Source organism: Streptomyces virginiae, from assembly GCF_040638905.1.
GTDB classification, from domain to species: domain Bacteria; phylum Actinomycetota; class Actinomycetes; order Streptomycetales; family Streptomycetaceae; genus Streptomyces; species Streptomyces virginiae_B.
The window spans coordinates 108,293-128,841 of record NZ_JBEZYV010000013.1 but is presented as its reverse complement, the minus strand read 5'-3'; the positions used below and the strand labels follow the sequence as shown (position 1 = coordinate 128,841).

Here is a 20,549-nt window from a genome sequence, read left to right as displayed (position 1 = left end):
GCTGCCGCTACCGTCGTGCCCCGAGGAGGGAGCCACATGCCCCGTACGTTCAGCGTCCGCGACTCCATCATCGTCGAGGCCGACCCGTCGACGGTCTACCAGCACGTCTCCGACCCGGCCCTCATGGGCCGTTGGAGCCCGGAGAACCTGGGCGCGACCCCGGCGGAGGGCCCCGGCACCGCGACCCGCGTCGGGATGGTCTTCGACGGCCACAACAAGCGCGGGCCGTTCCGCTGGACGACCCGCTGCACGGTGACGGCCGCCGACCCGGACGAGGTCTTCCGGTTCAGGGTCCACGCCATAGGCCTGCGCCGCCCGTGGCTGCGGGGCCCGATCGCCACCTGGGAGTATCGTTTCGCCGCCGTACCCGGGGGCACCGAGGTCACGGAGTCGTGGACCGACGACCGGCGCGGTTGGCCCGACCCGGTGGCCAACACGTTCGACAGGATCGCGACGAGGGGGCACACCTTCGCCGAGTTCCAGCGGAAGAACATCCGGGCGACCCTGCGCAAGCTGAAGTCCGAGCTGGAGGCCCACCCCGACACCCCCTGAAGGGTGGTGCAGGGGCTCCGGCTCGGGCATGCGTGAGGAGTGCTCGGCCTGCTGTTTCACCGCGCCAGGGCTGGACGGCGGGGTGGAAGCCGTCCACCTCTGGCGGTGGTCACGAAGGATCTACCCGGTCTCGATGCGGGCGAAGGTGTGCTCGACGCGGGCACGGACCCTTCGGCGTTCGGCGTCGTCCTCCTCCTGCCCACGCCAGGAGGGGACGTCCGGCCCTTCCGCCGTGGCGGACGATCGGCCCGGTGCCCGGACAGGGCGCCGTCCGCGATCACCGTCGTCCCGGCCGCGACGGCCGGCACATCGGCCTCAGGCCAGACATGGGCACCGGCCTTGGGGCCCGGCGCCGGCCGGGCCGACGCGATGGGATGGCGAAGTCGATCACCTGGGCCGTCGGGGCCCAGCAGGACGTTCGACGGCTTCAGGTCCGGTGCACCCGCCCGGCCGCGTGCACCGCCGCGAGCGCCGACTCCTCGGGGGCCGCCGACTCCGCGGGGAATGGGCCCTGTTCGGCCCCCGCCTCGGCGAGCGGCATCCCGGTGGCGAACACCGTACTCAGCCCCGGTGTCGGGTCATCCACGCCGGCACGGAGGAGCTGCGCGGTGAACCGCCCGTCCACCGCCCTCGCGGCCGCGACCCCGCGGGCGAGGCGAAGCGCCGTCTGACTCCGGATCCCGCGCCGGCCCGGGATGCACCACCTGCACGGCCACGCTGCGCCCGCCGCCCGCCGGCAGGGCCGGATAGCCCCGTCCCATGCCCCCGCTGCCGAGCCGCGCGACGACGCGGTAGGGACCGACCGTTACGCGATCATCCGGAATTAACGCTTCCACTCGGCCCCCCACCTCGCCGGGGCGTCTCAACGCCCGCCTAGCTGACGAGGGCGGGCAGCAGTTTGTCGCGGGCGGCGGCGAAGAACGAATCCTGGTCCGGTCCGATCTGCCCGACGTACACCTCGTCGAAGCCGGCGTCGACGTAGCCGCGGACGGCTTCCAGGTGCTCCTCGACGTCGTCGCCACACGGCACGTTGGCGGACACCTCTTCACGGGTGACGAGCCGGCTCGCCTGCTCGAAGTGGGCAGGAGTGGGGAGGATCTGGGCCAGTTCACCGGGAAGGTGCTCGCTGGGCCACAGCCGGTGCGCGGTGTCGACCGCCGCGTCCCGGTCCGCGCCCCAGCACACCTTCAGGCCTCCGATCACCGGCTTCCCGCCGCCGCCCGCGTCCCGGAAACGACCGATGGCCTCCTCGTCCGGGCCCATGGTGACGAAGCCGTCGCCGATACGGCCGGCGAGCTCCGCCGCCTTGGGCCCGAAACCGGAGACGTGCACCGGCAGCCGCCCGTGCGGGGCGGTGTAGAGACGGGCGTTGTCCACCGTGTAGTGCCTGCCGCGATGGCTGACCAGGCGGCCCGTGAAGAGGGCCCGCATCACTTCGACCGCTTCCTCCAGCATGTCGGCGCGTTCGTCGAACGAGGGCCATCGGTCCCCGAGGATGTGCTCGTTCAGCGCTTCGCCGGTTCCCACCCCCAGAGCGAACCGGCCGTCCAGCAGCCGGCTGGAGGTGGCCGCCGCCTGGGCGGTCACCGCCGGGTGCAGGCGCACGGTGGGGCAGGTGACCAAGGTGGTCACGGGCAGGTCCACCGTCTGCGACAGGGCCCCGATCATCGACCAGACCAGCGGGCTGTTGCCCTGCGCGTCGTTCCACGGGTGGAAGTGGTCGGAGATCGCCAGACGGGTGAATCCCGCGTCGGCGGCCTTGCGGGCCTGGTCCAGGAGCTGGGCAGGGGTGAACTCCTCGCAGGAGAGGAAGTATCCGAAGGTCGTCATGGATCTCGTGCCTCCAGGGTGGCAGAGGTGGCGGACAACGGTCGGCCGTCGGTTCGCGCGTGCCCGTGCCCCCGGCGGCCAAACTTCCCGGGTCCCGGGCCTCGGCGGGGCCCGCCCGGGTCGCCGCCCGACGCCTTCCCCACGACGGCGCCACGGTGGCCGTCCCCGCGCGGCACCGCCTCTGCGGCGGCTCAAGAGTCCCGGGGCGGGTTGCAGGCGTGCCAGTCGGCGAGGCCTCCGGCGCCCAGGACGCCGGCCTCGGCCGTCAGGTCGCCGCGCGCGGGGGTACGCAGCTCACGTCGGGCGATGCGGGCGACGATCGGCGGGAAGAGCGGCCGCAGTGGCTGGCACCAGCGCAGCCAGGGCGGCGCGTAGACGGAGTGGGAGCGGCGCGTGATCCCCTCCGCGAGCCAGCCGGCGACCTGCTCGGGAGTGCGGACCCGACGGGCGAAACGGGGTTGGTGGCGGCGCAGGGCCCGTAGTACGGGGAGCTCGTCGACGCCGCTGATCATGTCGGTGCCGGTCCAGTGGACGTAGGCGATCCCGACGGCGACACCGTCGGGCTCCACCTCGCTGCGCAACGCCAGGGCGAAGGACTCGACTCCGGCCTTGGAGGCGCAGTAGGCGCTCATCATGGGGGAGGAGCCCAGCGCGGCGGTGGAGGCGACCTGGAGGAAGTAGCCACGCGTGCGGGTCAGCTGGGGCAGGAATGCCCTGGCGGTGTTGGCGGAGCCGGTGAGGTTAACGTCGATGACGCGCTGCCACAGGTCGGCGGCCGTACGGTCGAAGGGCCCGCCGACGGCGATCCCGGCATTGGCGGCGACCACGCTGGCCGGTCCCAGCACCTCTTCCACGTGCCGGGCGGCGGCCTGCAGTGCCGCGTTGTCGGTGACGTCGGCCTCGACGTAGACGCTCCGGCTCGGCAGGGTGCTCGCCGTCGCGCGCAGGGACGCCTCCTCGCGGCCCAGCAGCGCCACGGACATCCCCGCCCCGGACAGGTTCCGTGCCAGTGCCGCCCCGATTCCGCGTGCGGCGCCGGTCACGACCGCGACCCTTCCCCGCAGCCGGGTGCCGGGGTGGCGGTGTCGGCCGGGCGTGGAGATGTCGCGCATTGCGCCCCTCGTTCCTCGTGCGGGCAGAGCCCGTTGGCCGGCCTCCGGCCTCCGGCATCGCGCAGGCCGCACGGCCTCTCTAACAGTCCCGGGCTCCGCAGCCGGCGCACCCCCGCACCGGGCCCCCCGTGTCACCCCGGGTGGCGTACATCGAGCGGACACACGGGGCGAAGTGCCGGCGCATCCGGACGACGAGCTACTCGGTGCGGGTGACCACCACCAGGACGGTGACCGGTCCGGAGTTGCCGTGCTGCGCGAGATGGGCCGTCACCGCCGCCCGTACCCGCTCGCGGACGTCCCGGGCTACGTCGACCACGCGCCGGTCCGAGCGGAGCACGCACCGCACTTCCACCTGCCAGCCGTCTTCCGGCGTGTGGCGGCAGCGGATGCCGGAGACGGGATGCCCGGCGGCCGTGTCGCCCGCGAGGGCATGCCTCGTCCGGGAGGCGACGCGGGAGAGAAGGTCGCCGAGGGCGGGCTGGAGACCTGCCACCCCGGGTACCCCGCGGGCGGCGCGGGCCGCTGCCCGGTGGACGTCCTCGCGTGCGGCGGTGGTCATCGGTCGCCACCCGTCGATCGGTCGCCATCCGTCGATCGGCCGCCACCCGCCGACCGCCCGCCGGCCGTGGCGCGGGGAACGTCCAGCACGGCGTTGATCGTCAGGTCGACCGCCGTGACCTGCAGGCCCAAGCCGCGGTGAGCCGCGTGCAGGACGGCTCGGCGCACCTCCTCGGCCCGCTGCGGCAGCGGCTGATCGAGTGCGGCCGCGATGGTGAGGGCGACGGTGTGCACGGCCCGTCTCCCCTGGACGAGCACGAGGCGGCAGCTGCCGGCACGGGCGCCCGGAACGGTGTCGACGGCGCGGCGCAGCACCTTCGCGGCGGCGCTCTCGGCGATGTGCAGATCGTGACCCGGGTCGTCCAGCAGGAGCATGGCGCCCAGCCGCGTCTCGGCACGGACCACGTCGACGACCCGCTGCGCGAGGGTTCGGCCGTCGGGCTGTTCCTCGGCGCGCAGGGCACGGGCGGCCCGGTCCAGGGCCGTCAGTCCCTCGACAGCCTGCCGGCACCACGTGCACGTACTGGTGTGCGGGTCCGCAGCGGCGCCGGCGGGCCTGCGCGCCTGTTCCCAGGCACGGCCGACGGGGCGCCCGCAGGGCAGGAGCTCGGCGCCGGCCCGCAGCTCGGCCTCGTGGTGCGCCGGGGCCGGTGCCTCCACGGCGTCCACGGGCTCGGGGCGGTCGCCCGAGGGTCGGTGCGGGTCGTCTAGCGCCATGGGCGCATCGCCTCCGTCAGTGCGCGTCGTGCGCGGAAGAGCCTCCCGCGCACTGTCTGTTCGCTGGTCCCCAGGACGTGGGCGATCTCCTCGTAGTGCAGTTCGTGCAGCTCCCGCAGGACCCAGCACGCGCGCAGGTCCGGGGCGAGTTCCAGCAGCGCCCGCTTGAGGGCGGCGGTCGCGGCGTCCCCCTCGCAGACCCGGGGCGGGGAGCTGCGGGCGTCCGCGGCGGCGGGCTCGGGGAGGGCGTCCAGGGGGAGGGGGCGGGGACGCCGGCGCAGGACGTTCAGGCAGCGGTTCGTCACGATGCGGTACATCCAGGTGCCGAAGGAGGCCGTGTGGTGGAACTCCGGCAGGCGTCGCCAGGCACTGAGGAACGCCTCCTGTACGGCGTCCTCGGCGTCCGCCCGGTCTCCCAGCAGATGCTGTGCCAGGGCGAGCAGCCGACCGCTGTGCCGCCGGACGAGGACGGCGAACGCGTCGTCGTCCCCCTCCGAAGCCCGGACGGCCAGCATGCCGTCGTTCAGGTCCTCAGGAGCGCCGGGAGCGCCGGGAGACTCAAGAGCGCCGGGAGCGCCGGGAGCGCCGGGACGGCCGGCGGCGCCGGGGCCGCCAGGATCGCCGGGGTCCCCCCGCCCGGCGGCGGAGCCGGTGGCCGGCTGCGGCGCAGGCCGGGACTCCGCCTCGTAGGGGGGTGGGGGCCCGGGCCGGTTGCGCATCGCCGCCCACTTTCGTCGGGAACGGTCCTCGCAGTCGCGTACGCACCTCCAGGGTAGGTGGAACGGATCGTGCGACAAGGGTGACGAATGCGTCCGGGGCGTGTCCAAACAGTCGAGGGCGCCACACCGGCACCCGTACGACCCTCGGGAGGTCCCTCATGTCGGACACCATCAGCCCCACCGCGGGTGGGAGCGAGCCCGGCGCGGGCTCGGCGGGCAAGACCCTGAAGGGCCGCAGCGGCGCCGGGGCGGCGCCCGAGACACGAGGCCGGACGTCCATATCCGACAGTGTCGTGGAGAAGATCGCGGGCATGGCCGCCCGTGAGGTGCCGGGCATCCACAGCCTCGGCGCCGGCGTGACCCGCACGCTCGGGGCCGTGAAGGACATGGTTCCGGGCGGCCGTCCCAGCGTGAGCCGCGGGGTGAAGGTCGAGGTGGGCGAACGGCAGGCCGCCATCGATCTCGATGTGGTCGCCGAGTACGGCGTGGCCATCGTGGACATGGCCGGCGCCGCCCGCACCCACGTCATCACGGCGGTGGAGAGCATGACCGGCCTGGAGGTCGTCGAGGTGAACATCACCGTCGACGACGTCCACCTGCCCGACGAGGAGGACGAGGAGGCGGGCGAGGGCCGTGTGCAGTGACCCCGTCGCGCCCTCCTCGCCCCGTGTGCGACCGCGCACGGCGCACGACGCAGGACACACGTTGACGTGAGGATTCAGGTGAGTGAGATGAGCGCAGCAAAGGTGGGCCTGCTGGCCGGCATGGCCCTCGGCTTCGCCGCATTCTTCGGAGGCTTCTGGGCGTTCCTGCTCGTGGCCGTCCTGGGCGCGGTGGGCCTCATGATCGGCCTCATGGTTCAGGGCGATCTCACGACGTCCGACTTCAAGCGTTCCGGCGGCCCGCGGTGACCTCGCGGACGCCCGCAGCCACGCCCGACGCAGGGGCCGGTCCGGCCTTGCCGGCGCTGCCGGAGGCCGAGCGCGGCGCCACGGTGGTACGGGACAAGGTGGTGGCCCGCATCGCGGTCCGCGCCGCACGGGAGGCTCTGGCCGCACGGGACGACACCTCGCCGGCCCGCACGGAACTGGCCGCGCCACGCGCCTCGGTCACGGTCGGTGGCGGCACGGCGCGCCTGGGCCTCTCCCTGGACCTGCCGTACCCCGTCGACCTCGCCGACGTCTCCCGTCGACTGCAGCAGTACGTCAGCGATCGCGTGAGCCAGCTGACCGGGATCAAGGTCACCGAGGTCACCCTGGCCATCGAGCACCTGGTCCCCTTCGGCGGCGCGGGCCCGGAACGCGGGCGCGTGCAGTGAGCCCGGGGTGGCGACCCCTCCCGGAAGGAGCGCCGGAATGAAAACGGACCAAGACCAAGCGCCCGCGCGAGACGTACCTCCCGCGCGCCGACCCTGGTCCGAGCGCAGGATCCCCGCCGCACTGACGGCCCTGGTCGTCGCAGCCGCCACCGGAGCCCTCCTGTTCGACATCGTCCGGGTCCGCGCGGGCGGCAACGCCGCCGCCTGGCGTACGAGCCTCGCCCCTGAGCTGGCCACGCGCCCGCTGGACGACGTCTGGATCCGGGTCGGCGCCGTCGTCCTCGCCCTGCTCGGTCTCTGGCTGATCGTGCTGGCACTCACGCCCGGCCTGCGGCACCAGTACCCCTTGAAGTCCCCGGACGCGGACGTACGGGCCGTGCTGGACCGCGATGCGGCGGTCATGCTGCTGCGGGACGCCGCCCTGCGCGTTCCCGGCGTCAGCGGTGCGAGGATCCGCATGCGCCGTCACCGGGTCGCGGCACGCGCGGACGTACGGTTCCGCTCCCCGGCCGATGTCCGGGCCGATCTGGAGGCCGCCCTGCGGGAGCAGATCGACCGGCTCGCCCTCGCCGACCCGCCCGGGCTCGCCGTCCGGACCCGCTCCCGCCACACGTGACGCGTCGTGGACGCCCCCCGCCCGCGACCCGAGACAGGACGGATCTCATGAGGAAATCCGCGATCAACCGGATCCTGTTGGCCCTGACGGGCATCGTCATGCTCGGCTCCGGCGTCCTGATGCTGGCGGGCGGCTTCGACGTCTACCGGCGCTGGTCCCTCTCGTCTCCTGACGGCATGCCGTGGACCGCTCCCGACGCCGTGGTGCTGCAGGACGCGGACCGTACGCGGTGGACGGACGAGGCCTGGTGGTGGCCCGCCGTCATCGCCGCCCTGGCCGTCGTGTTCCTGCTCGCCCTGTGGTGGCTGGTGGCGCAGCTGCACCGGACCCACCCCGGCCACATACGGCTGGGCGAGCCCCCCGCGGACGGGGTGGAACTGCGCGAGCACGCCCTCAGCGACGCGCTGGCCGCCGATGCCGGCCGGCAACCGGGTGTCACCCGCGCGCAGGCGCGCATGATCGGCCCGCCACGCCGTCCGAAGGCACAACTCGACCTCACCCTCACCCAGGACAGCGAACCCGGCCCCGTCCTGCGGACGCTGTGCGACGGCCCCCTGACCCGCGCCCGCCGGTCCACCGGCCGCGCCCGGCTGCCCGCCGAAGCGCGGATGAGGGTCACCCCGCACAAACCGCACCGCGCCGAATAGGGCCGACGGCCCGGACGGTCGTGCGGCGGTGCGGGGCGGCGAGCGGGCGGCGATGCGGGCGGCGGCGCGAGCGGCAGTGCCAGGCGACGGTGCGGGCGACGCTCACCCCGACAGCTCGGCCCGCCACTGCCGCGGCCACTGCCCCGGCGGCGGGGGAGCCCCTGCGATGCCCAGGTCCCGACGCGCACTCTCGTAGAAGGCGTCCCGTGCCGCGCTCGCCAGCCGGTGCGCCTTGGTCCAGAGCTCGCCGTCGACCGAGTCCTCCCGTATCAGCAGCTGTATGGTCCAGATCGTCTCGTGCCAGCGCCGTGCGGCCGCGACCGTCGCGGCGTCCCCCACCAGGAGGACGGCCTCCCATTCCGTGGCACGGTGGGATTCGGCGTCGGCGAGCAGGGGCAGGCCGTCGGCCGGTGCCAGCGGATCGACCACGTCCGAGTATCCGAGTGAGGCGCCGATGCGCTGGGTGAGGCGGAGCTGCGCCTTGAGGGCGTTGGCGTAACGGCCGTACGTCTCGAAGCGCTTCTCGTCCCACCGCTCCTCCCGCTGCCGCGTCCACCGCCGGCGCTCGGTCAGTGTCTGCACGGCGTAGGAGCCGAGCGAACCGACCACGACGCCGATGAGCGCCGGTAGTTGATCGAGCAGTGCCACAGTCCCTCCCCGAACCGTACGCCTGGTGCCGCACGTTCGGTGCGTCGCGGCAGACAGCTCCTACCCACCTTCCGCACGGAGCACATGCGTTCGGCCGCCCCTCCTGTCCCAGAGCTGCCGCCGGTGCCGCCGGCACCCGGCAGGCGCGGCCAGCCGGGTGACTTCTGCCCGTACCCCGGCCCGGTGCCACCGCGGCGCACGCACGCCGGCGTGAGGATGCACGGGCCGGTTCCCCCGTCCCTCCACCGCTGGAGTGTCCCAGTGCTCGAACGCAAGAAGCTCAAGGGCCGTACGCAAGTCACCTTCGTCCTCCCCGCGGAAACTCCGGACGGGCCGGTCAGCGTCGTCGGGGACTTCAACCACTGGAACCCCGCCGCCCACCCCCTGGAGCCCCGGGGCGACGGCACCCGCGCCGCGACCGTCGCGCTGCCCGCCCACAGCGCCCACTCCTTCCGCTACCTCGCCGCCGGCGACTACTGGTTCGACGACGAACACGCCGACGCCCACGACGGGACCAACGGCCGCATCCACACCTGACGGCAGCCGCTCCCGCCCTCCTGCCGCCCCACGCCGCCCGCACTGACCAGCACCGAGGTGAGACCCAGTGAGCAGCCCGATCGGTCTGTCGGAAGGCTGCGTTGCTGCCGTTCAGCACCTGAGGGAGCTGCGGGAGATCAACACCGTGGTCCTCCGCGCGGACCCCCCGGACGGCCTTGCCCCGGAGCTGGAGGCCAACCTGACCCACGACGAGCTGGTGCAGGGCCTGCCGTCGGACGAGCCCCGACTGGTCCTCCACGAGCTGTCCTTCGCCAGCCCGGAGGGCACGCGGCGCAACGAGCTGCTGCTGATCTTCTGGATGCCGCCGGCGGCCGGTGAACAGGAGGAGACCTACACGGCGGGGTACTCCGCGCTGAAGGAATACCTCGGCGATGTCCACGTCCACCTCACCGCCAGGCGCGCGGACCAACTGGCCTACCGAAGGCTGGTCGCCCTGGCCGGCTGATCCGGCCGCGCAGACGACCGTGGCAGCCGCCGACGTCGAGGCACGGACGGCCCCCTTCCACTGGAGCAAGGAGGCCCTGCGGCACGAACGGGGCTACCGGGTCTCGTCCACGCCGGCCATGGACAGGGCCTCGCGCTCCCGGCGGCCAGGACCTCGTAGGGCTACCTGGCCTGGGTGCGGGAGACCACCCCGCGCCGGCGGACAAGGGCGCGCCCCGGCCGCGCACGCCCTAAGGTTGTCCCCTGTGGCCGAACTCCCCGAACTCCCCGAACTCCCCGCGTACCTCCGTGAGACGTCCGACGCCTACGACTCCGTCGTCGTCCGCTACGCGGATCTCGCCCGCGACTGGCTCGACGGCGTTCCGCTGGACCGCTCGGTCCTCGCCGCGTTCGCCGAGCTCGCGCTGACCGCCGACGCCGGGCCGGTGGCCGAACTGGGCTGCGGTCCGGGATATGTGACGGCTCATCTGCGCGGTCTGGGACTGGACGTCTTCGGCGTCGACCTCTCACCCGCCATGATCGACTTCGCCCGCGAGGCCCACCCCGACCTGCGGTTCGACGTCGGTTCGATGGACGCCCTGGGGCTGACCGACGGCGAGCTGGGCGGCATCGTGTCCTGGTACTCGGTGATCCATGCCCCGCCGCGGGAACTCCCTTCGTACCTCGCCGAGTTCCGCCGCGCTCTGGCTCCGGGCGGGCCCCTCCTGCTCGCCTTCTTCGAGGCCGAGGGCGGTCCAGTGGCGGCGTTCGACCACAAGGTGACGACCGCCTACCGGTGGCCGATCGACGACCTCGCGGAGATGGCCCGCGAGGCCGGGTTCGGCGAGGTCGGGCGGATGCTGCGAGAGCCCGGTCCGCAGGAGCGCTTCCGCCGGGGCCACCTCCTGATGCGGGCGCAGGACCGGCTCGGCGACGAACCGGGGTGAGCGTCTCCGCGACGTCCGGGCGGACGAAAACCGCGTGCCCGGCAGGCACCACCGCGCTACCGTTGCCCGCATGAACGTCAACGGCCCCAGCACCACCGCGACCGCGCGAGCGACCAGCTCGCCGGTTGCCGCCGCCTGACCTTCCCCTCCCCCCGGCGACCGGAAACGGTCCGTCGGCCATGCCGTGGCGTCCCCGCCCCGGCCGGAGACCCTCGGTCCCGTTCTCCGGTGCCCTCCCGCTGCGATGCCAAGGAGCCACCCCATGAACACCGAACAGCTGGTCGACACGTTCGTCGAGTACTTCGAGGAGCGCGAGCACCGCCGGATCATCGGCTCGACGCTCCTGCCACCACCCGGCGACCCCGTGCTCTTCACCACCTCCGGCATGCACCCGCTCACCCCGTACCTGGAAGGCCGCCCCCATCCGCAGGGCAGGCGACTGGTCAACGTACAGCGCTGCCTGCGCACCACGGACCTGGAGGAGGTCGGCGACGACACGCACCTGACGGTCTTCGAGATGCTCGGCACCTGGTCGCTGGGCGACTACGACGGACCGCTCAGCCTCGACTGGGGATACGGTCTGCTCACCGAGGGACTCGGCGTGGATCCCCGCCTGCTGTACGCCACCGTCCACGCGGGCGACGACCGGACCGGGCCGGACACCGCCTCCCTCCGCCTGTGGCAGGAGCGGGGCGTCCCCGTCGAACTCACCGCCGAAGACAACTGGTGGTCCAACGGCCCGGTCGGCCCCTGCGGCCCCGACTCGGAGATCTTCCTGTGGAGCGGCGACGGCCCGCCCCGGTCCACTCCCACCCGCGACGACCGCTGGGTGGAGGTGTGGAACCACGTCACGATGAGCCACCGCCGACTCGACGACGGCTCCCTTGTGCCCCTGCCCCAGCGCAACGTCGACACCGGGCTCGGTCTGGAACGGCTGGCCTCACTGCTCCAGGGCAGGTCCTCGGTGTTCGAGTGCGACGTCTTCGACCCCTGGCGCCGCCTCGTACCGCCCCTGTGGCACCTCGACGAAACGTCCCTGCGCGTGGTCTGCGACCACCTCCGCTCGGCCGTCGTGGTGCTCGGCGACGGCGTGCGCCCGGCCCACACCGGACGCGGATACGTGCTGCGGCGGCTGGTGCGACGGGTGCTCACGGTGCTGTGGCGCGACGACCCCTCCCGCGGCATCGGGGACCTGCCGGAGGAACTGGTCCGGCACACCCTGGACCACTTCCGGCAGGACATGCCGCCGGGCGACGTGCTCCGGCTGCTCCGTGAGGAGGAGCACCGCTTCCGCGGGCTCCTGGAGCGCGGCCGTCGGGTGCTCGCCCGCCCCCGGTTCCACGGACTGCTGACCGAGGAGGACTTCCACTACCTCCACGACACCCATGGTCTGCCGCGCGGCCTGGTCACGACCCTGCGACAGGAATGACGACGACGACGCGGACGAGGTTGCCGACGCGGCGCGTTCACGACGGCTCCCGAGTCCGGCGACTGCTGCAGTCCGGACGCGTCGACCGCCTCGAAGTCGGACCCCTTGAAGGCCTTGAGCCCGGCGAGCTGGGAGTTGTCCCAGCCGGAGTTCTCCTCACCGGAGATGAACCAGGCCGAGCCGTTGTCCGCGACGAGCGACGACCCGGACCTGACTGCGGCGTCCTCCACCTGTCCGACGAGGGGAACGGGGCTTGCGGTGCGAAGTACGACGCCGCCCAGCTCAAGATCCAGACCGTGCGCGGCGCCGTCGCCGGCCTCTTCGAGCAGGGGAAGCCGCGATCCTCACCGACGGGCACGCCTTCGCGCTGCACCGGGCCGCCGCGGCGGTGTCCCACCTGGACGGGCTGCCGGTGCAGGCCACCGCCCTCCGGACGGCGGCACTGGGGCTGACCGGCGCGAACGGGCAGGTACGGCCGAGTACGTGCACCACCCGCTACGCGCAGGTCCTCGCCGACGGGGGAGTGGGAGGCGCCAAGCCCAACCCGGTGTTCACCGCGATGATGGCGCTCGACGGACTCGACGAACTCGACGAGCTGGGCCTGCGCCCGGAACGGGGCGACGACGCCGACGCACCCTGGCCCCGCCCCGCAAAGGCCCCTTAGCCCGCGCTGATGGCCGCCACGTGGGTGGTGCCGTCGCGGAGGGCGGCGATGCGGACCTGCCCCGCGGGGAAGGGGTCCCTGCCGTTGGGGCCCGGTATCCGACCGAACGGGGTCCAGGAGCCGTCCGGCCTCCTGACGTTGTGCCAGACCCGTCCGTCGAGCCCGACCGCCACGACCTGGGCCGAGCCGTCCGGCGTTCCCGCGATGCCGATGGCGCTGGCCCCATGGTGGCGGTGGTGGCGCCCCTCGGGGCCCGGAAGCCGCTCCAGGAGCCGTCCGGCCGCCGCAGTTGGTGGTAGACGATCCCGTCGATCCCGATCGCCAGGACCTGCGACGACCCCGTCGGGCAAACCCGTGATCGCCAGGGCGGGGCCGGAGAACGTCGCCGCACCGTTGTAGCCGGCCAACCGTCCCCACGGCGTCCACGTACCCGTACGCCCGCGGACGCAGTGGTACATGGCACCGTCCGTGCCGTAGCTGAGCAACTGGGCGGACCCGTCGGGCATGGCGGTGATCGCCACCTTCGTCGCACCCCAACGGCTCGTCGCGGTGGGACCGGGCACGGCGCGGAACCCGGGCAGCCCGCCGTCGGCCCGCCGCATCTGGTGGTACGTGGTGCCGTCCATGGCCGTCGCCACGATCTGGCAGGTGCCGTCGGGGAAGGCCGTGATGTCCGCCTCCCTGACGGTGAAATCGGTCGATCCGTCCGGCCCCGCGACACGTTGCCAGGGCCGGAGCGTGGCCGCACCACGCACGGAGGTCAGCCACAGGCCGTTGTCGGGTGCGATGCCCAGCACCACCACCGAGCCGTCCGCCATGCCCGCCACGGCGCTCTGCACCCCGGCGAACGAGGCGGAGCCGCCGGCACCCGGCAGCGGACGCATGCCGCTCCACGATCCGTCGGGACGACGCTCGGTGTGGAAGAGCACGCGCCGCTCGACGTCGTACGGGGGCAGTCGGGCGGAGTAGAACCACACCGGGTTGGTGATGGCCACCAGTTGGTCCAGCGTGGTGGACGCGGGCTTGGGGCGGCGCACCTCCGCCCGGGCGAACAGGGACGCCTTGCCCCAGCCGCGCCACCTCAGCTGACCGCGGCCGCCGGCGTCGATGCAGGTGGCGGCCATGATGCCCCACTCGGTGTACAGCGTGGCGATGCTCTCCGGGGCGCCCGTCACGTTCAGGGTCACGTCGACGGCGTCGAAGAACGACAGGGGCAGCTCCTCGCCGGGCCCCGCCACCGCCGCGCCGGCGCGGGCCGTGAAGTCCACGGTCACGGCCGCGGATTCGACGGCGTACGAGCGTCCCATGCGCAGCGCGTCCAGGACCGCCGGAGTTGACAGGCTGTCGGCGCGCACTACGTTGTGCGGCCGGCCGACGGCGTCCGCGGGGCTGTGGGCGTCGCTGTTGCCGACGGCCGCGACCCGCTTGCCGAGGCAGAGCATGACGTGCCAGGCGGCGATGTTGGCCGCGTCGTCCAGGGTCCACGGTCCGTTCCACACCTCCAGCGCGTCCACGCGGTCGAGGCCGAACTCCCAGAAGGATCCGGGTGCCGGGGTGAGCGGATGGGCGGCGATCGTCAGTCCGCCCAGACTGTGCACGCGCCGTGCGTGTCCCTCGAACTCGCCCTGGTTCGCGGGTCCGTAGCGCCAGTCCACCCATTCGCCCTGCGGCAGGCCGACGGCCAGCCAGTGGCCGTGCCGGGTGGTGACCTCCTCGGCGTTGATCACCAGCAGGTCGGCCGGTACGTTCCCCTTCCACGTGACGCCGGTCGAGCTGGTGTTGTGGTCGGAGGTGGCGATGAAGTGCAGCCCCTCCTGGCGTGCGGCCGCCACGATCTCGTCCACCGTGCGCTGGCCGTCGGAGTGCACGCTGTGCAGGTGCAGATCGCCCCGGTACCAACCGGGGCCGCGTCCGGGCACCGCGGCGGGCAGGATGTCGTACGGGGTTCCGGGCAGCGGAGCCCCTTGGTGGAGGGTGACGTCGACCTGCCAGGCCATGCCGTCGGGGCTGCCGACCATGGGGCCCAGGGTGACGGACCAGCGGCCGGGCTCCACCGGGCCGGGCACATAGCCGGGGGTGGCGTCCGACGCGGCGAGGGTGAAGCCGGACCGTGCGCCGCCCGACCAGCCGCGGAAGCCGGTCGGGCCGAAGATCCCGAGGTCCAGGATGCCGGCGGAGCCGTCGTGAGCGGTCGATACGGAGATTCGCTGCACTCCGGCGTCGACGTCGAAGGCGACGTACGCCCATTGGTCGTTGCCGTAGGGGGAGCGGCCCGTGTAGGTGGTGGTCACCGTATCGGTGCCCCGGCCCCTCGTCGCGGCGTGCGCGACCGGTGCCGGCGCCAGCGCGGCGGTCCCGCCCGCGGCCAGCAGTGCCCCTAATCGCAGCAGGGACCTGCGCTCGACCTGCGGGCCGGCCCCGGGCCCGTCACTCGGGAGGTGTTCACTCGGCACAGCCGTGCTCTCCGTTCACATGGGGTGGCATGGAAGGCGTGCAGGTGCGAGGACGAACGAACGACGCGAGGAGCAGAGGAGCAGAGGAGCAGAGACGCGGGAGGCGCGGCCCAGGTCGGGTGGTCAAAGCCCCGCCAGGCCGGCGGGGCCGACACGACCTAGCGGCGTGCGCGCTGGGCGTCGACGATCTGTCGCACGGAGCCGTCGACGTCCGTACGGGCCTGGATCCGCTCCGCGAAGCCGGGGAACTGCCCGGCTATGGCGCTGAGCAGCCGCAGCTCCAGCGGCGCGACGTTGACCTCGCACAGGTCCCGGCGGACGGCCCGTACGACGCCGTCGGCCACCTGGCCCGGCGTGACGGTCCGGATGCCGTTCGGGGTGGCTGCGCCGGTGGCCGCGAACATCCCCGCGTCCCGGACGAAGCCGGGCTGGACCAGGGACACCCCCACCCGCGTGCCCCTGAGCTCCTGGCGCAGGGCGAGGGCGAAACCCCGCAGCCCGAACTTCGTCGCGTTGTACAGGGAGGTCGACTTGGTCGCCGCCTTGCCCGAGATGGAACCGACCAGCACGATGTGTCCGCGGCCGCGGGCCACCATGTGTTCCGCGAGCAGCCGGGACAACAGGACGGGAGCCCGCAGGTTGACGTCGAGGGCGCGGTCGAGCTGCTCCTCGGTGTAGTCGAGGAGGTCGCCGCTGGCGGGCAGGGCGGCGTTCGCGACGAGGACGTCCGAGTCGGCGCAGGCCTCGGCGAGGCGCACGACGTCCGACCGGACGGCGAGATCGGCGAGCACGGTCCGGGCCCCGCAGGCGTCCGCGGCGGCCTTCAGGGCGGCCTCCTGCCGGCCGGTGACCGTGAGGCGGGCTCCCTGCGCGGTCAGGCGTGCGGCCAGGGCGGCGCCGATGCCTCCGGTGGCCCCGGTGAGCAGAACGTTCGATCCGGACATCTCCACGACGACTCCCGTACGGCGTTTCGGCGTTCTTCCACTGTTCGTTCGAACGAACAGTAGGGACCGCACCGCTGCTTGTCCACACCCCACCCGTCCCCAACTCCCCGGCCCCCGCACGGCGATCGCGTCGTCCGATGGGGCAGAATGCGGACATGCCCCACGCTTCCGCCACCCGCCAGAGCATCATCGACGCCGTACTGCGGATCATCGGGCAGGACGGCATCGCGGCCGTCACCAACCGGCGGATCGCCAAGGAGGCAGCGGTCTCCCTGGGCTCCGTCACCTACCACTTCGCCACCCAGCACGAGCTGCTGCGCGAGAGCCTGCTGCACTTCGTGGCCGAGGAGACCCGGCACTTCACCGCGCTCGCCGACGAATGCTCCGACGAGCACTTCGACATCGGCCGGGCGGCCGAGGTGGTGGCGCAGGTCGCGGGCGGCAACGCCTTCGACAGCCGCCACATCGCGCCCTTCGAGCTGTACGTGCAGGCGGGCCGGGACGAACGGCTGCGTGCCGCCGCGGCCGAGTGCTTCGCGGCCTATGACCTGCTGGCCACGCGGATCCTGACCCAGCTGGGCGTGCCGGACCCCGAACGCCTGGCCGGCGCGGCCGTGGCCCTGGTGTTCGGGCAGCAGCTGCGCCGCCTGGCCACCGGAGCGCCCGCCGAGGACCTGGTCGACACGCTGCTGATCCTCACGAACTTCACCCCGGCGCACACCGCTTGAGGGCTGTCCCGCCATCCCCGGCGGGCGCACAGCGACCGCTACGGCGCCCCGCCGCGTTGTCGGAACGCCCGGATACGCCCAGCCCGGTATCAGGACGCTCCTGCGCCTTGCGGTGCACCGCATCCGGCGCCGCGCGCCGATCCACCGGGGACTACGGGACAGCCCTCAGGCGGTGTCGTGCCGCGGTGCGGCGCGGCTCAGTACGCAAGTCCCACGTGCGCGAGGGCCTGCTTCAGCAGCACCGCGTGGCCGCCCGGCATCTCGCCCTGCACGGCCTGCGAGGCCGCTTCCTGCGGGCTGAACCAGACCAGGTCAAGGGCGTCCTGCCGGGGACGGCAATCCCCCGTCACCGGCACGACGTAGGCCAGGGACACCGCGTGCTGGCGGGGGTCGTGGAACGGGGTGATGCCGGCCGTGGGGAAGTACTCGGCCACCGTGAAGGGCTGGAGGGAGGCCGGCACCAGGGGCAGGGCCACAGGACCCAGGTCCTTCTCCAAGTGGCGCAGCAGCGCGTCACGGATCCGCTCGTGGTGCATGACACGGCCGGACACCAGCGTCCGGCTGATCGTTCCCTCCGCGCCGATCCGCAGGAGCAGTCCGACACTGGTGACTTCGCCGGTGGCGTTCACGCGCACGGGAACGGCCTCGACGTACAGGATCGGCATCTGGGCCCTGGCCATGTCCAGCTCGTCACTGGTCAGCCAGCCGGGCGTTGTTTCGGTCATGTCAGCCATTTCTTGATCATACTTTCCGCAGTGGGCGTTGGCCCAGATCGCGCGTCCATCGGAAACCGGCCGGCCGTCAGGTTGTCGTCGAAGCGGACAGTCGACGGGCCGTCGTGACGGTCCGCGACGGCTCCTCCGCCATGACCGAAAAGCAGCATTCATGGAGACTCGGGCGCATATCCTCACTTCCCATGGAGAGGGTGACCTATTCCGGGAGGCACGATGAGTGAGCAGCCGGTCCTACTTCCCTACGCCGACCAGGACTTCCTCGCAGACCCCTTCCCGCTCTACGGGAAACTGCGCGAGGACGGCCCCGTACGCCGTGTCGTCGTCGCGGGCGGACTGGATGCCTGGCTCGTCACCCGGTACGAGGACGGGCTCGCGGCCCTGTCCGACCCCCGCCTCAGCAGCGACGTCCGCGACGCCTCGGATCCCCGGCTCCTGGCCCAGCTGCCCGAAACCGAGCGCGAGTCGATGCTCAGCAACATGCTCCGCAGCGACCCGCCCGACCACACCCGCCTGCGCCGCCTGGTCTCCCAGGCGTTCACCGCCCGCCGGGTCGCGCAGATGCGGCCCCGGATCCAGGCCATCACCGACCGCCTGCTCGACGAGATCGTGCCGGCCGGCCGCGCAGACCTCGTCGCGGACTACGCCCTCCCGCTCCCCGTCACGGTCATCGGCGAACTGCTCGGCGTGCCGGTCGACGACCAACACGACTTCCAGCACTGGACCGACCGCATGATCATGCGGGGAGCGGAGCCGCCGGACCCCGCCGTCGTGAACGAGGCATGGCAGCACATGCGCGCCTACGTCACCGACCTCATCCGGGCCAAACGGGCCCACCCCGGCGACGACCTGCTCAGCGGCCTGATCACGGCGCGGGACGAGGAACAGCGGCTGAGCGAGGACGAGCTCATCGCCATGGTGTTCCTGCTGCTGGCCGCCGGCTACATCACCACCGTCAACCTGATCAGCGGCGGCATCGCGATGCTGCTCGCCCACCCCGGCCAGCTCGACCTCCTGCGCTCCGACCCCGACCTCCTGGCGAGCGCCGTCGAGGAGTTCCTCCGCTACGACGGCCCCGTGAGCCCCGGCATCGCCCGCTTCGCCCGTGAGGACGTCGAGATCGCCGGTGTGACCGTCCCGCGCGGCGCCACCGTCCTGATCGCCTCGGCCATCGCCGACCGCGACCCGGCACGCTTCCCGGACCCCGACCGCCTCGACATCACCCGGCAGGACAACGCCCACCTCGCGTTCGGCCACGGCGTCCACTACTGCCTGGGCGCCCCGTTGGCCCGGCTGGAGGGGCACATCGCGATCGGCACCGCGCTGCGCCGACTCCCCGGGCTCGCCCTCGCCGTGCCGCCCGACGAGATCCGCTGGCGCCCGGGCGGACTGCGCGGCCCCCTGAGCCTTCCGGTGACCTTCAGCGCCGGTAGTTAGCCTGCCGTCCACGGCATACTGGAGGCTCCGGCGGCCAGCAGGTCGTGCCGAGCGTCGGCGAGGGAGAGCCCGATGACCAACCTCTTCTTCGAGAGCGGGAACCTGGAAGCCACGGAGGCGTTCCTTTCCGCCGCCTACACCCCCATGCAGATCGGCGGGCGCCCCGCGGACACCCGGGCGCGGATCTCCCGTACGGAGGTCGGCGGGCTGAGCGTGGACCGTCTGTCCTTCGGCTACACGATGGGCTACGACGCGGGGTGCCTGGGCAAGGTGTGTCTGGTGACGATGCACAGCGGAACCATCGTGGACACCACGGGCGGCCGCGAGGAGGTCTACGGCCCCGGCGAGACCTTCCTCCTGGCCCCTCACGACCGGCCGTACGAAGGGCAGGTGCGCGAAGCCCGGTACACGATCACGATGTTCGACCCCGGTCTGCTGGGCCGGGTCGCCGGCGTTCCCAGGGGGAAGGACGTCCGCATCACCGGTGCCCGGCCCGCCGGCCCCGCCGAGAACCGGCGGCTCGGCGCGGCCGTCGCCTACCTCCGGGACCACGTCCTCGACGACAGCGCCGCGGCCGCCGACCCCGACGGGCTGCTCGTCTCGACCGCCGCCCAGCACCTGGCGGCCTTGGTACTGGGGACCCTGCCGAACACCGCCTGCGGTGACGCGGCCACCCCACGGGACACGCGCGACGCGCACAGCGACACCCTGCGCCGCGCCGTCGCGTTCATCGAGGCCAACGCCCACCGCGACATCACGCTCACCGACATCGCCGCCTCGATCCCGGTCACTCCGCGCGCGGTGCAGTACGCCTTCACCCGCCACGCCGACACGACGCCGCTCGGCTACCTCCGCCGGGTCCGGCTGACCCGGGCCCACTCCGAGCTGCTGTCCGCCGACCCGGCGGGCGCCACGACCGTCGCCGGCGTCGCCGGCCGGTGGGGCTTCGCCCACCAGGGCCGCTTCGCCGCCGCCTACCGGCAGGAATACGGCGTGGCGCCCTCCGTCACGCTGAGATCGGACTGAGCGGCCGCGGTCAGCACGCCGCGTCGGGCGAACCCGCCCGACACCCCCTAGGAGAGGTCGAACAGGGCGTCGGTGCCGGTGATGCGCAGCAGACGGTGGAACTGCGGGCCGGGATCGGCGAGGGTCAGGGTCCGCCCGTTCTGCTCGCACAGGGACCGTGCGTGGAGCAGGGCGTTGAGTCCGGTGGAGTCGCAGAAGTCGAGCCGCGAGAGGTCGACGACCACCCGCTCCGGAGCGGTGGGAGCGGTGCACGCCTCCTGGAGCGCCGTGCGCAAGGGGCCGACGTGGTCGAGGTCCATGTCGCCGGTGAGGGTGATGACGCTGCGGTCGGCGCGGGTGGCGAGCGTGACACTGTGCGGACCGCGGGCGGCCAGGGGGTTCATCTCGGTCCTGCCTTCGGTGTCCTGCCTCCGGGGGGCGGGGCGGACCTCGGCAGCGGTCGCCCCGCCCCGACGCTATCCGGGCGGGCGGGCGCGTACAGCCCCTCAGACG

The 20,549-nt window shown here is 73.1% G+C and carries 25 protein-coding genes and 1 pseudogene; 14 read left to right on the top strand and 12 right to left on the bottom strand.

The features are described 5' to 3' along the window. Positions 1–36: 36 nt before the first annotated feature. On the top strand, positions 37–552 hold the full coding sequence (locus AB0F82_RS20295; RefSeq protein WP_356812921.1) for an SRPBCC family protein: 516 nt from the start codon (positions 37–39) through the stop codon (positions 550–552). A gap of 123 nt (positions 553–675) precedes the next feature. Here AB0F82_RS20295 and AB0F82_RS20290 read toward each other — a convergent pair. The 7 genes and pseudogenes from AB0F82_RS20290 to AB0F82_RS20260 form a co-directional block, all read right to left on the bottom strand. After that, positions 676–923, bottom strand: a pseudogene (locus tag AB0F82_RS20290) (IS5/IS1182 family transposase); the annotation flags it as partial. 56 nt (positions 924–979) lie between these two features. Further along, positions 980–1,138, bottom strand: coding sequence for a hypothetical protein (locus AB0F82_RS20285; protein ID WP_362629519.1), 159 nt, complete (start codon positions 1,136–1,138; stop codon positions 980–982). A gap of 287 nt (positions 1,139–1,425) precedes the next feature. Next, entirely contained in the window at positions 1,426–2,382 is a 957-nt protein-coding gene (locus AB0F82_RS20280) for a TIGR03557 family F420-dependent LLM class oxidoreductase (RefSeq protein WP_356812916.1), read from the bottom strand. 191 nt (positions 2,383–2,573) lie between these two features. Beyond that, positions 2,574–3,494 (bottom strand): SDR family oxidoreductase, encoded by a 921-nt coding sequence (locus tag AB0F82_RS20275; protein WP_362629516.1) that lies wholly within the window; start codon positions 3,492–3,494, stop codon positions 2,574–2,576. A gap of 196 nt (positions 3,495–3,690) precedes the next feature. Further along, positions 3,691–4,053: a hypothetical protein gene (locus tag AB0F82_RS20270; protein WP_362629513.1), complete on the bottom strand. Its 363-nt coding sequence runs from the start codon at positions 4,051–4,053 to the stop codon at positions 3,691–3,693. Then, positions 4,050–4,769 (bottom strand): hypothetical protein, encoded by a 720-nt coding sequence (locus AB0F82_RS20265; RefSeq protein WP_362629510.1) that lies wholly within the window; start codon positions 4,767–4,769, stop codon positions 4,050–4,052. Before AB0F82_RS20265 ends, AB0F82_RS20270 begins: the two co-directional genes overlap by 4 nt. After that, on the bottom strand, positions 4,760–5,284 hold the full coding sequence (locus AB0F82_RS20260) for an RNA polymerase sigma factor (protein ID WP_362629507.1): 525 nt from the start codon (positions 5,282–5,284) through the stop codon (positions 4,760–4,762). Before AB0F82_RS20260 ends, AB0F82_RS20265 begins: the two co-directional genes overlap by 10 nt. Positions 5,285–5,646: 362 nt before the next feature. On the opposite strand from AB0F82_RS20260, the gene AB0F82_RS20255 reads away from it, so the two are divergent. The 5 genes from AB0F82_RS20255 to AB0F82_RS20235 all read left to right on the top strand — a co-directional run bounded on the left by AB0F82_RS20255 (position 5,647) and on the right by AB0F82_RS20235 (position 8,069). Continuing rightward, a complete protein-coding gene (locus AB0F82_RS20255; protein ID WP_362629504.1) occupies positions 5,647–6,132 on the top strand; it encodes an Asp23/Gls24 family envelope stress response protein in 486 nt (161 codons plus the stop codon). Between the two features lie 87 nt (positions 6,133–6,219). Further along, entirely contained in the window at positions 6,220–6,399 is a 180-nt protein-coding gene (locus tag AB0F82_RS20250) for a hypothetical protein (protein ID WP_356812910.1), read from the top strand. 47 nt (positions 6,400–6,446) lie between these two features. Next, complete coding sequence (locus tag AB0F82_RS20245; protein WP_362629502.1) at positions 6,447–6,806, top strand: Asp23/Gls24 family envelope stress response protein; 360 nt, start codon at positions 6,447–6,449, stop codon at positions 6,804–6,806. A gap of 37 nt (positions 6,807–6,843) precedes the next feature. Further along, positions 6,844–7,422: a DUF6286 domain-containing protein gene (locus AB0F82_RS20240; RefSeq protein ID WP_362629499.1), complete on the top strand. Its 579-nt coding sequence runs from the start codon at positions 6,844–6,846 to the stop codon at positions 7,420–7,422. Positions 7,423–7,469: 47 nt separating this feature from the next. Beyond that, positions 7,470–8,069, top strand: a complete 600-nt coding sequence (locus tag AB0F82_RS20235) for an alkaline shock response membrane anchor protein AmaP (protein WP_362629496.1) — start codon at positions 7,470–7,472, stop codon at positions 8,067–8,069. A 102-nt stretch (positions 8,070–8,171) separates the two neighbouring features. On the opposite strand, the gene AB0F82_RS20230 is transcribed toward AB0F82_RS20235, so the two are convergent. Continuing rightward, entirely contained in the window at positions 8,172–8,717 is a 546-nt protein-coding gene (locus AB0F82_RS20230; protein ID WP_356812906.1) for a hypothetical protein, read from the bottom strand. Between the two features lie 261 nt (positions 8,718–8,978). On the opposite strand from AB0F82_RS20230, the gene AB0F82_RS20225 reads away from it, so the two are divergent. From AB0F82_RS20225 to AB0F82_RS20205, 5 genes are all read left to right on the top strand, one after another. Continuing rightward, on the top strand, positions 8,979–9,254 hold the full coding sequence (locus AB0F82_RS20225) for an isoamylase early set domain-containing protein (RefSeq protein WP_356812905.1): 276 nt from the start codon (positions 8,979–8,981) through the stop codon (positions 9,252–9,254). A gap of 67 nt (positions 9,255–9,321) precedes the next feature. Next, on the top strand, positions 9,322–9,720 hold the full coding sequence (locus tag AB0F82_RS20220) for a cofilin family protein (RefSeq protein WP_362629491.1): 399 nt from the start codon (positions 9,322–9,324) through the stop codon (positions 9,718–9,720). Positions 9,721–9,964: 244 nt separating this feature from the next. Then, positions 9,965–10,645 carry a class I SAM-dependent methyltransferase gene (locus AB0F82_RS20215; protein ID WP_362629488.1) on the top strand — a complete coding sequence of 227 codons (681 nt, stop codon included), beginning with the start codon at positions 9,965–9,967 and terminating at the stop codon, positions 10,643–10,645. Positions 10,646–10,907: 262 nt separating this feature from the next. Further along, complete coding sequence (locus tag AB0F82_RS20210) at positions 10,908–12,074, top strand: alanine--tRNA ligase-related protein (protein ID WP_356812901.1); 1,167 nt, start codon at positions 10,908–10,910, stop codon at positions 12,072–12,074. A 388-nt stretch (positions 12,075–12,462) separates the two neighbouring features. Next, positions 12,463–12,738, top strand: coding sequence for a hypothetical protein (locus tag AB0F82_RS20205; protein ID WP_362629485.1), 276 nt, complete (start codon positions 12,463–12,465; stop codon positions 12,736–12,738). Here the strand turns inward: AB0F82_RS20205 and AB0F82_RS20200 are convergent. Together AB0F82_RS20200 and AB0F82_RS20195 are read right to left on the bottom strand one after the other, a co-directional pair. After that, a complete protein-coding gene (locus AB0F82_RS20200) occupies positions 12,735–15,191 on the bottom strand; it encodes a CehA/McbA family metallohydrolase (RefSeq protein WP_362629482.1) in 2,457 nt (818 codons plus the stop codon). The two genes, AB0F82_RS20205 and AB0F82_RS20200, sit on opposite strands and share 4 nt — an antisense overlap. A gap of 158 nt (positions 15,192–15,349) precedes the next feature. Further along, positions 15,350–16,141, bottom strand: coding sequence for an SDR family NAD(P)-dependent oxidoreductase (locus AB0F82_RS20195; protein WP_362629479.1), 792 nt, complete (start codon positions 16,139–16,141; stop codon positions 15,350–15,352). 149 nt (positions 16,142–16,290) lie between these two features. Here AB0F82_RS20195 and AB0F82_RS20190 point away from each other — a divergent pair, with 149 nt between their 5' ends. Next, a complete protein-coding gene (locus tag AB0F82_RS20190) occupies positions 16,291–16,863 on the top strand; it encodes a TetR/AcrR family transcriptional regulator (protein WP_362629476.1) in 573 nt (190 codons plus the stop codon). Positions 16,864–17,060: 197 nt separating this feature from the next. Here AB0F82_RS20190 and AB0F82_RS20185 read toward each other — a convergent pair whose 3' ends face one another. Next, positions 17,061–17,597: an NUDIX hydrolase family protein gene (locus tag AB0F82_RS20185; protein WP_356812896.1), complete on the bottom strand. Its 537-nt coding sequence runs from the start codon at positions 17,595–17,597 to the stop codon at positions 17,061–17,063. A 213-nt stretch (positions 17,598–17,810) separates the two neighbouring features. On the opposite strand from AB0F82_RS20185, the gene AB0F82_RS20180 reads away from it, so the two are divergent. Then, positions 17,811–19,031, top strand: a complete 1,221-nt coding sequence (locus AB0F82_RS20180; protein WP_362629473.1) for a cytochrome P450 family protein — start codon at positions 17,811–17,813, stop codon at positions 19,029–19,031. A 72-nt stretch (positions 19,032–19,103) separates the two neighbouring features. After that, positions 19,104–20,057 (top strand): helix-turn-helix transcriptional regulator, encoded by a 954-nt coding sequence (locus tag AB0F82_RS20175; protein WP_362629470.1) that lies wholly within the window; start codon positions 19,104–19,106, stop codon positions 20,055–20,057. A gap of 47 nt (positions 20,058–20,104) precedes the next feature. Here AB0F82_RS20175 and AB0F82_RS20170 read toward each other — a convergent pair whose 3' ends face one another. Continuing rightward, complete coding sequence (locus AB0F82_RS20170; protein WP_362629467.1) at positions 20,105–20,440, bottom strand: STAS domain-containing protein; 336 nt, start codon at positions 20,438–20,440, stop codon at positions 20,105–20,107. Positions 20,441–20,549 lie beyond the last annotated feature (109 nt).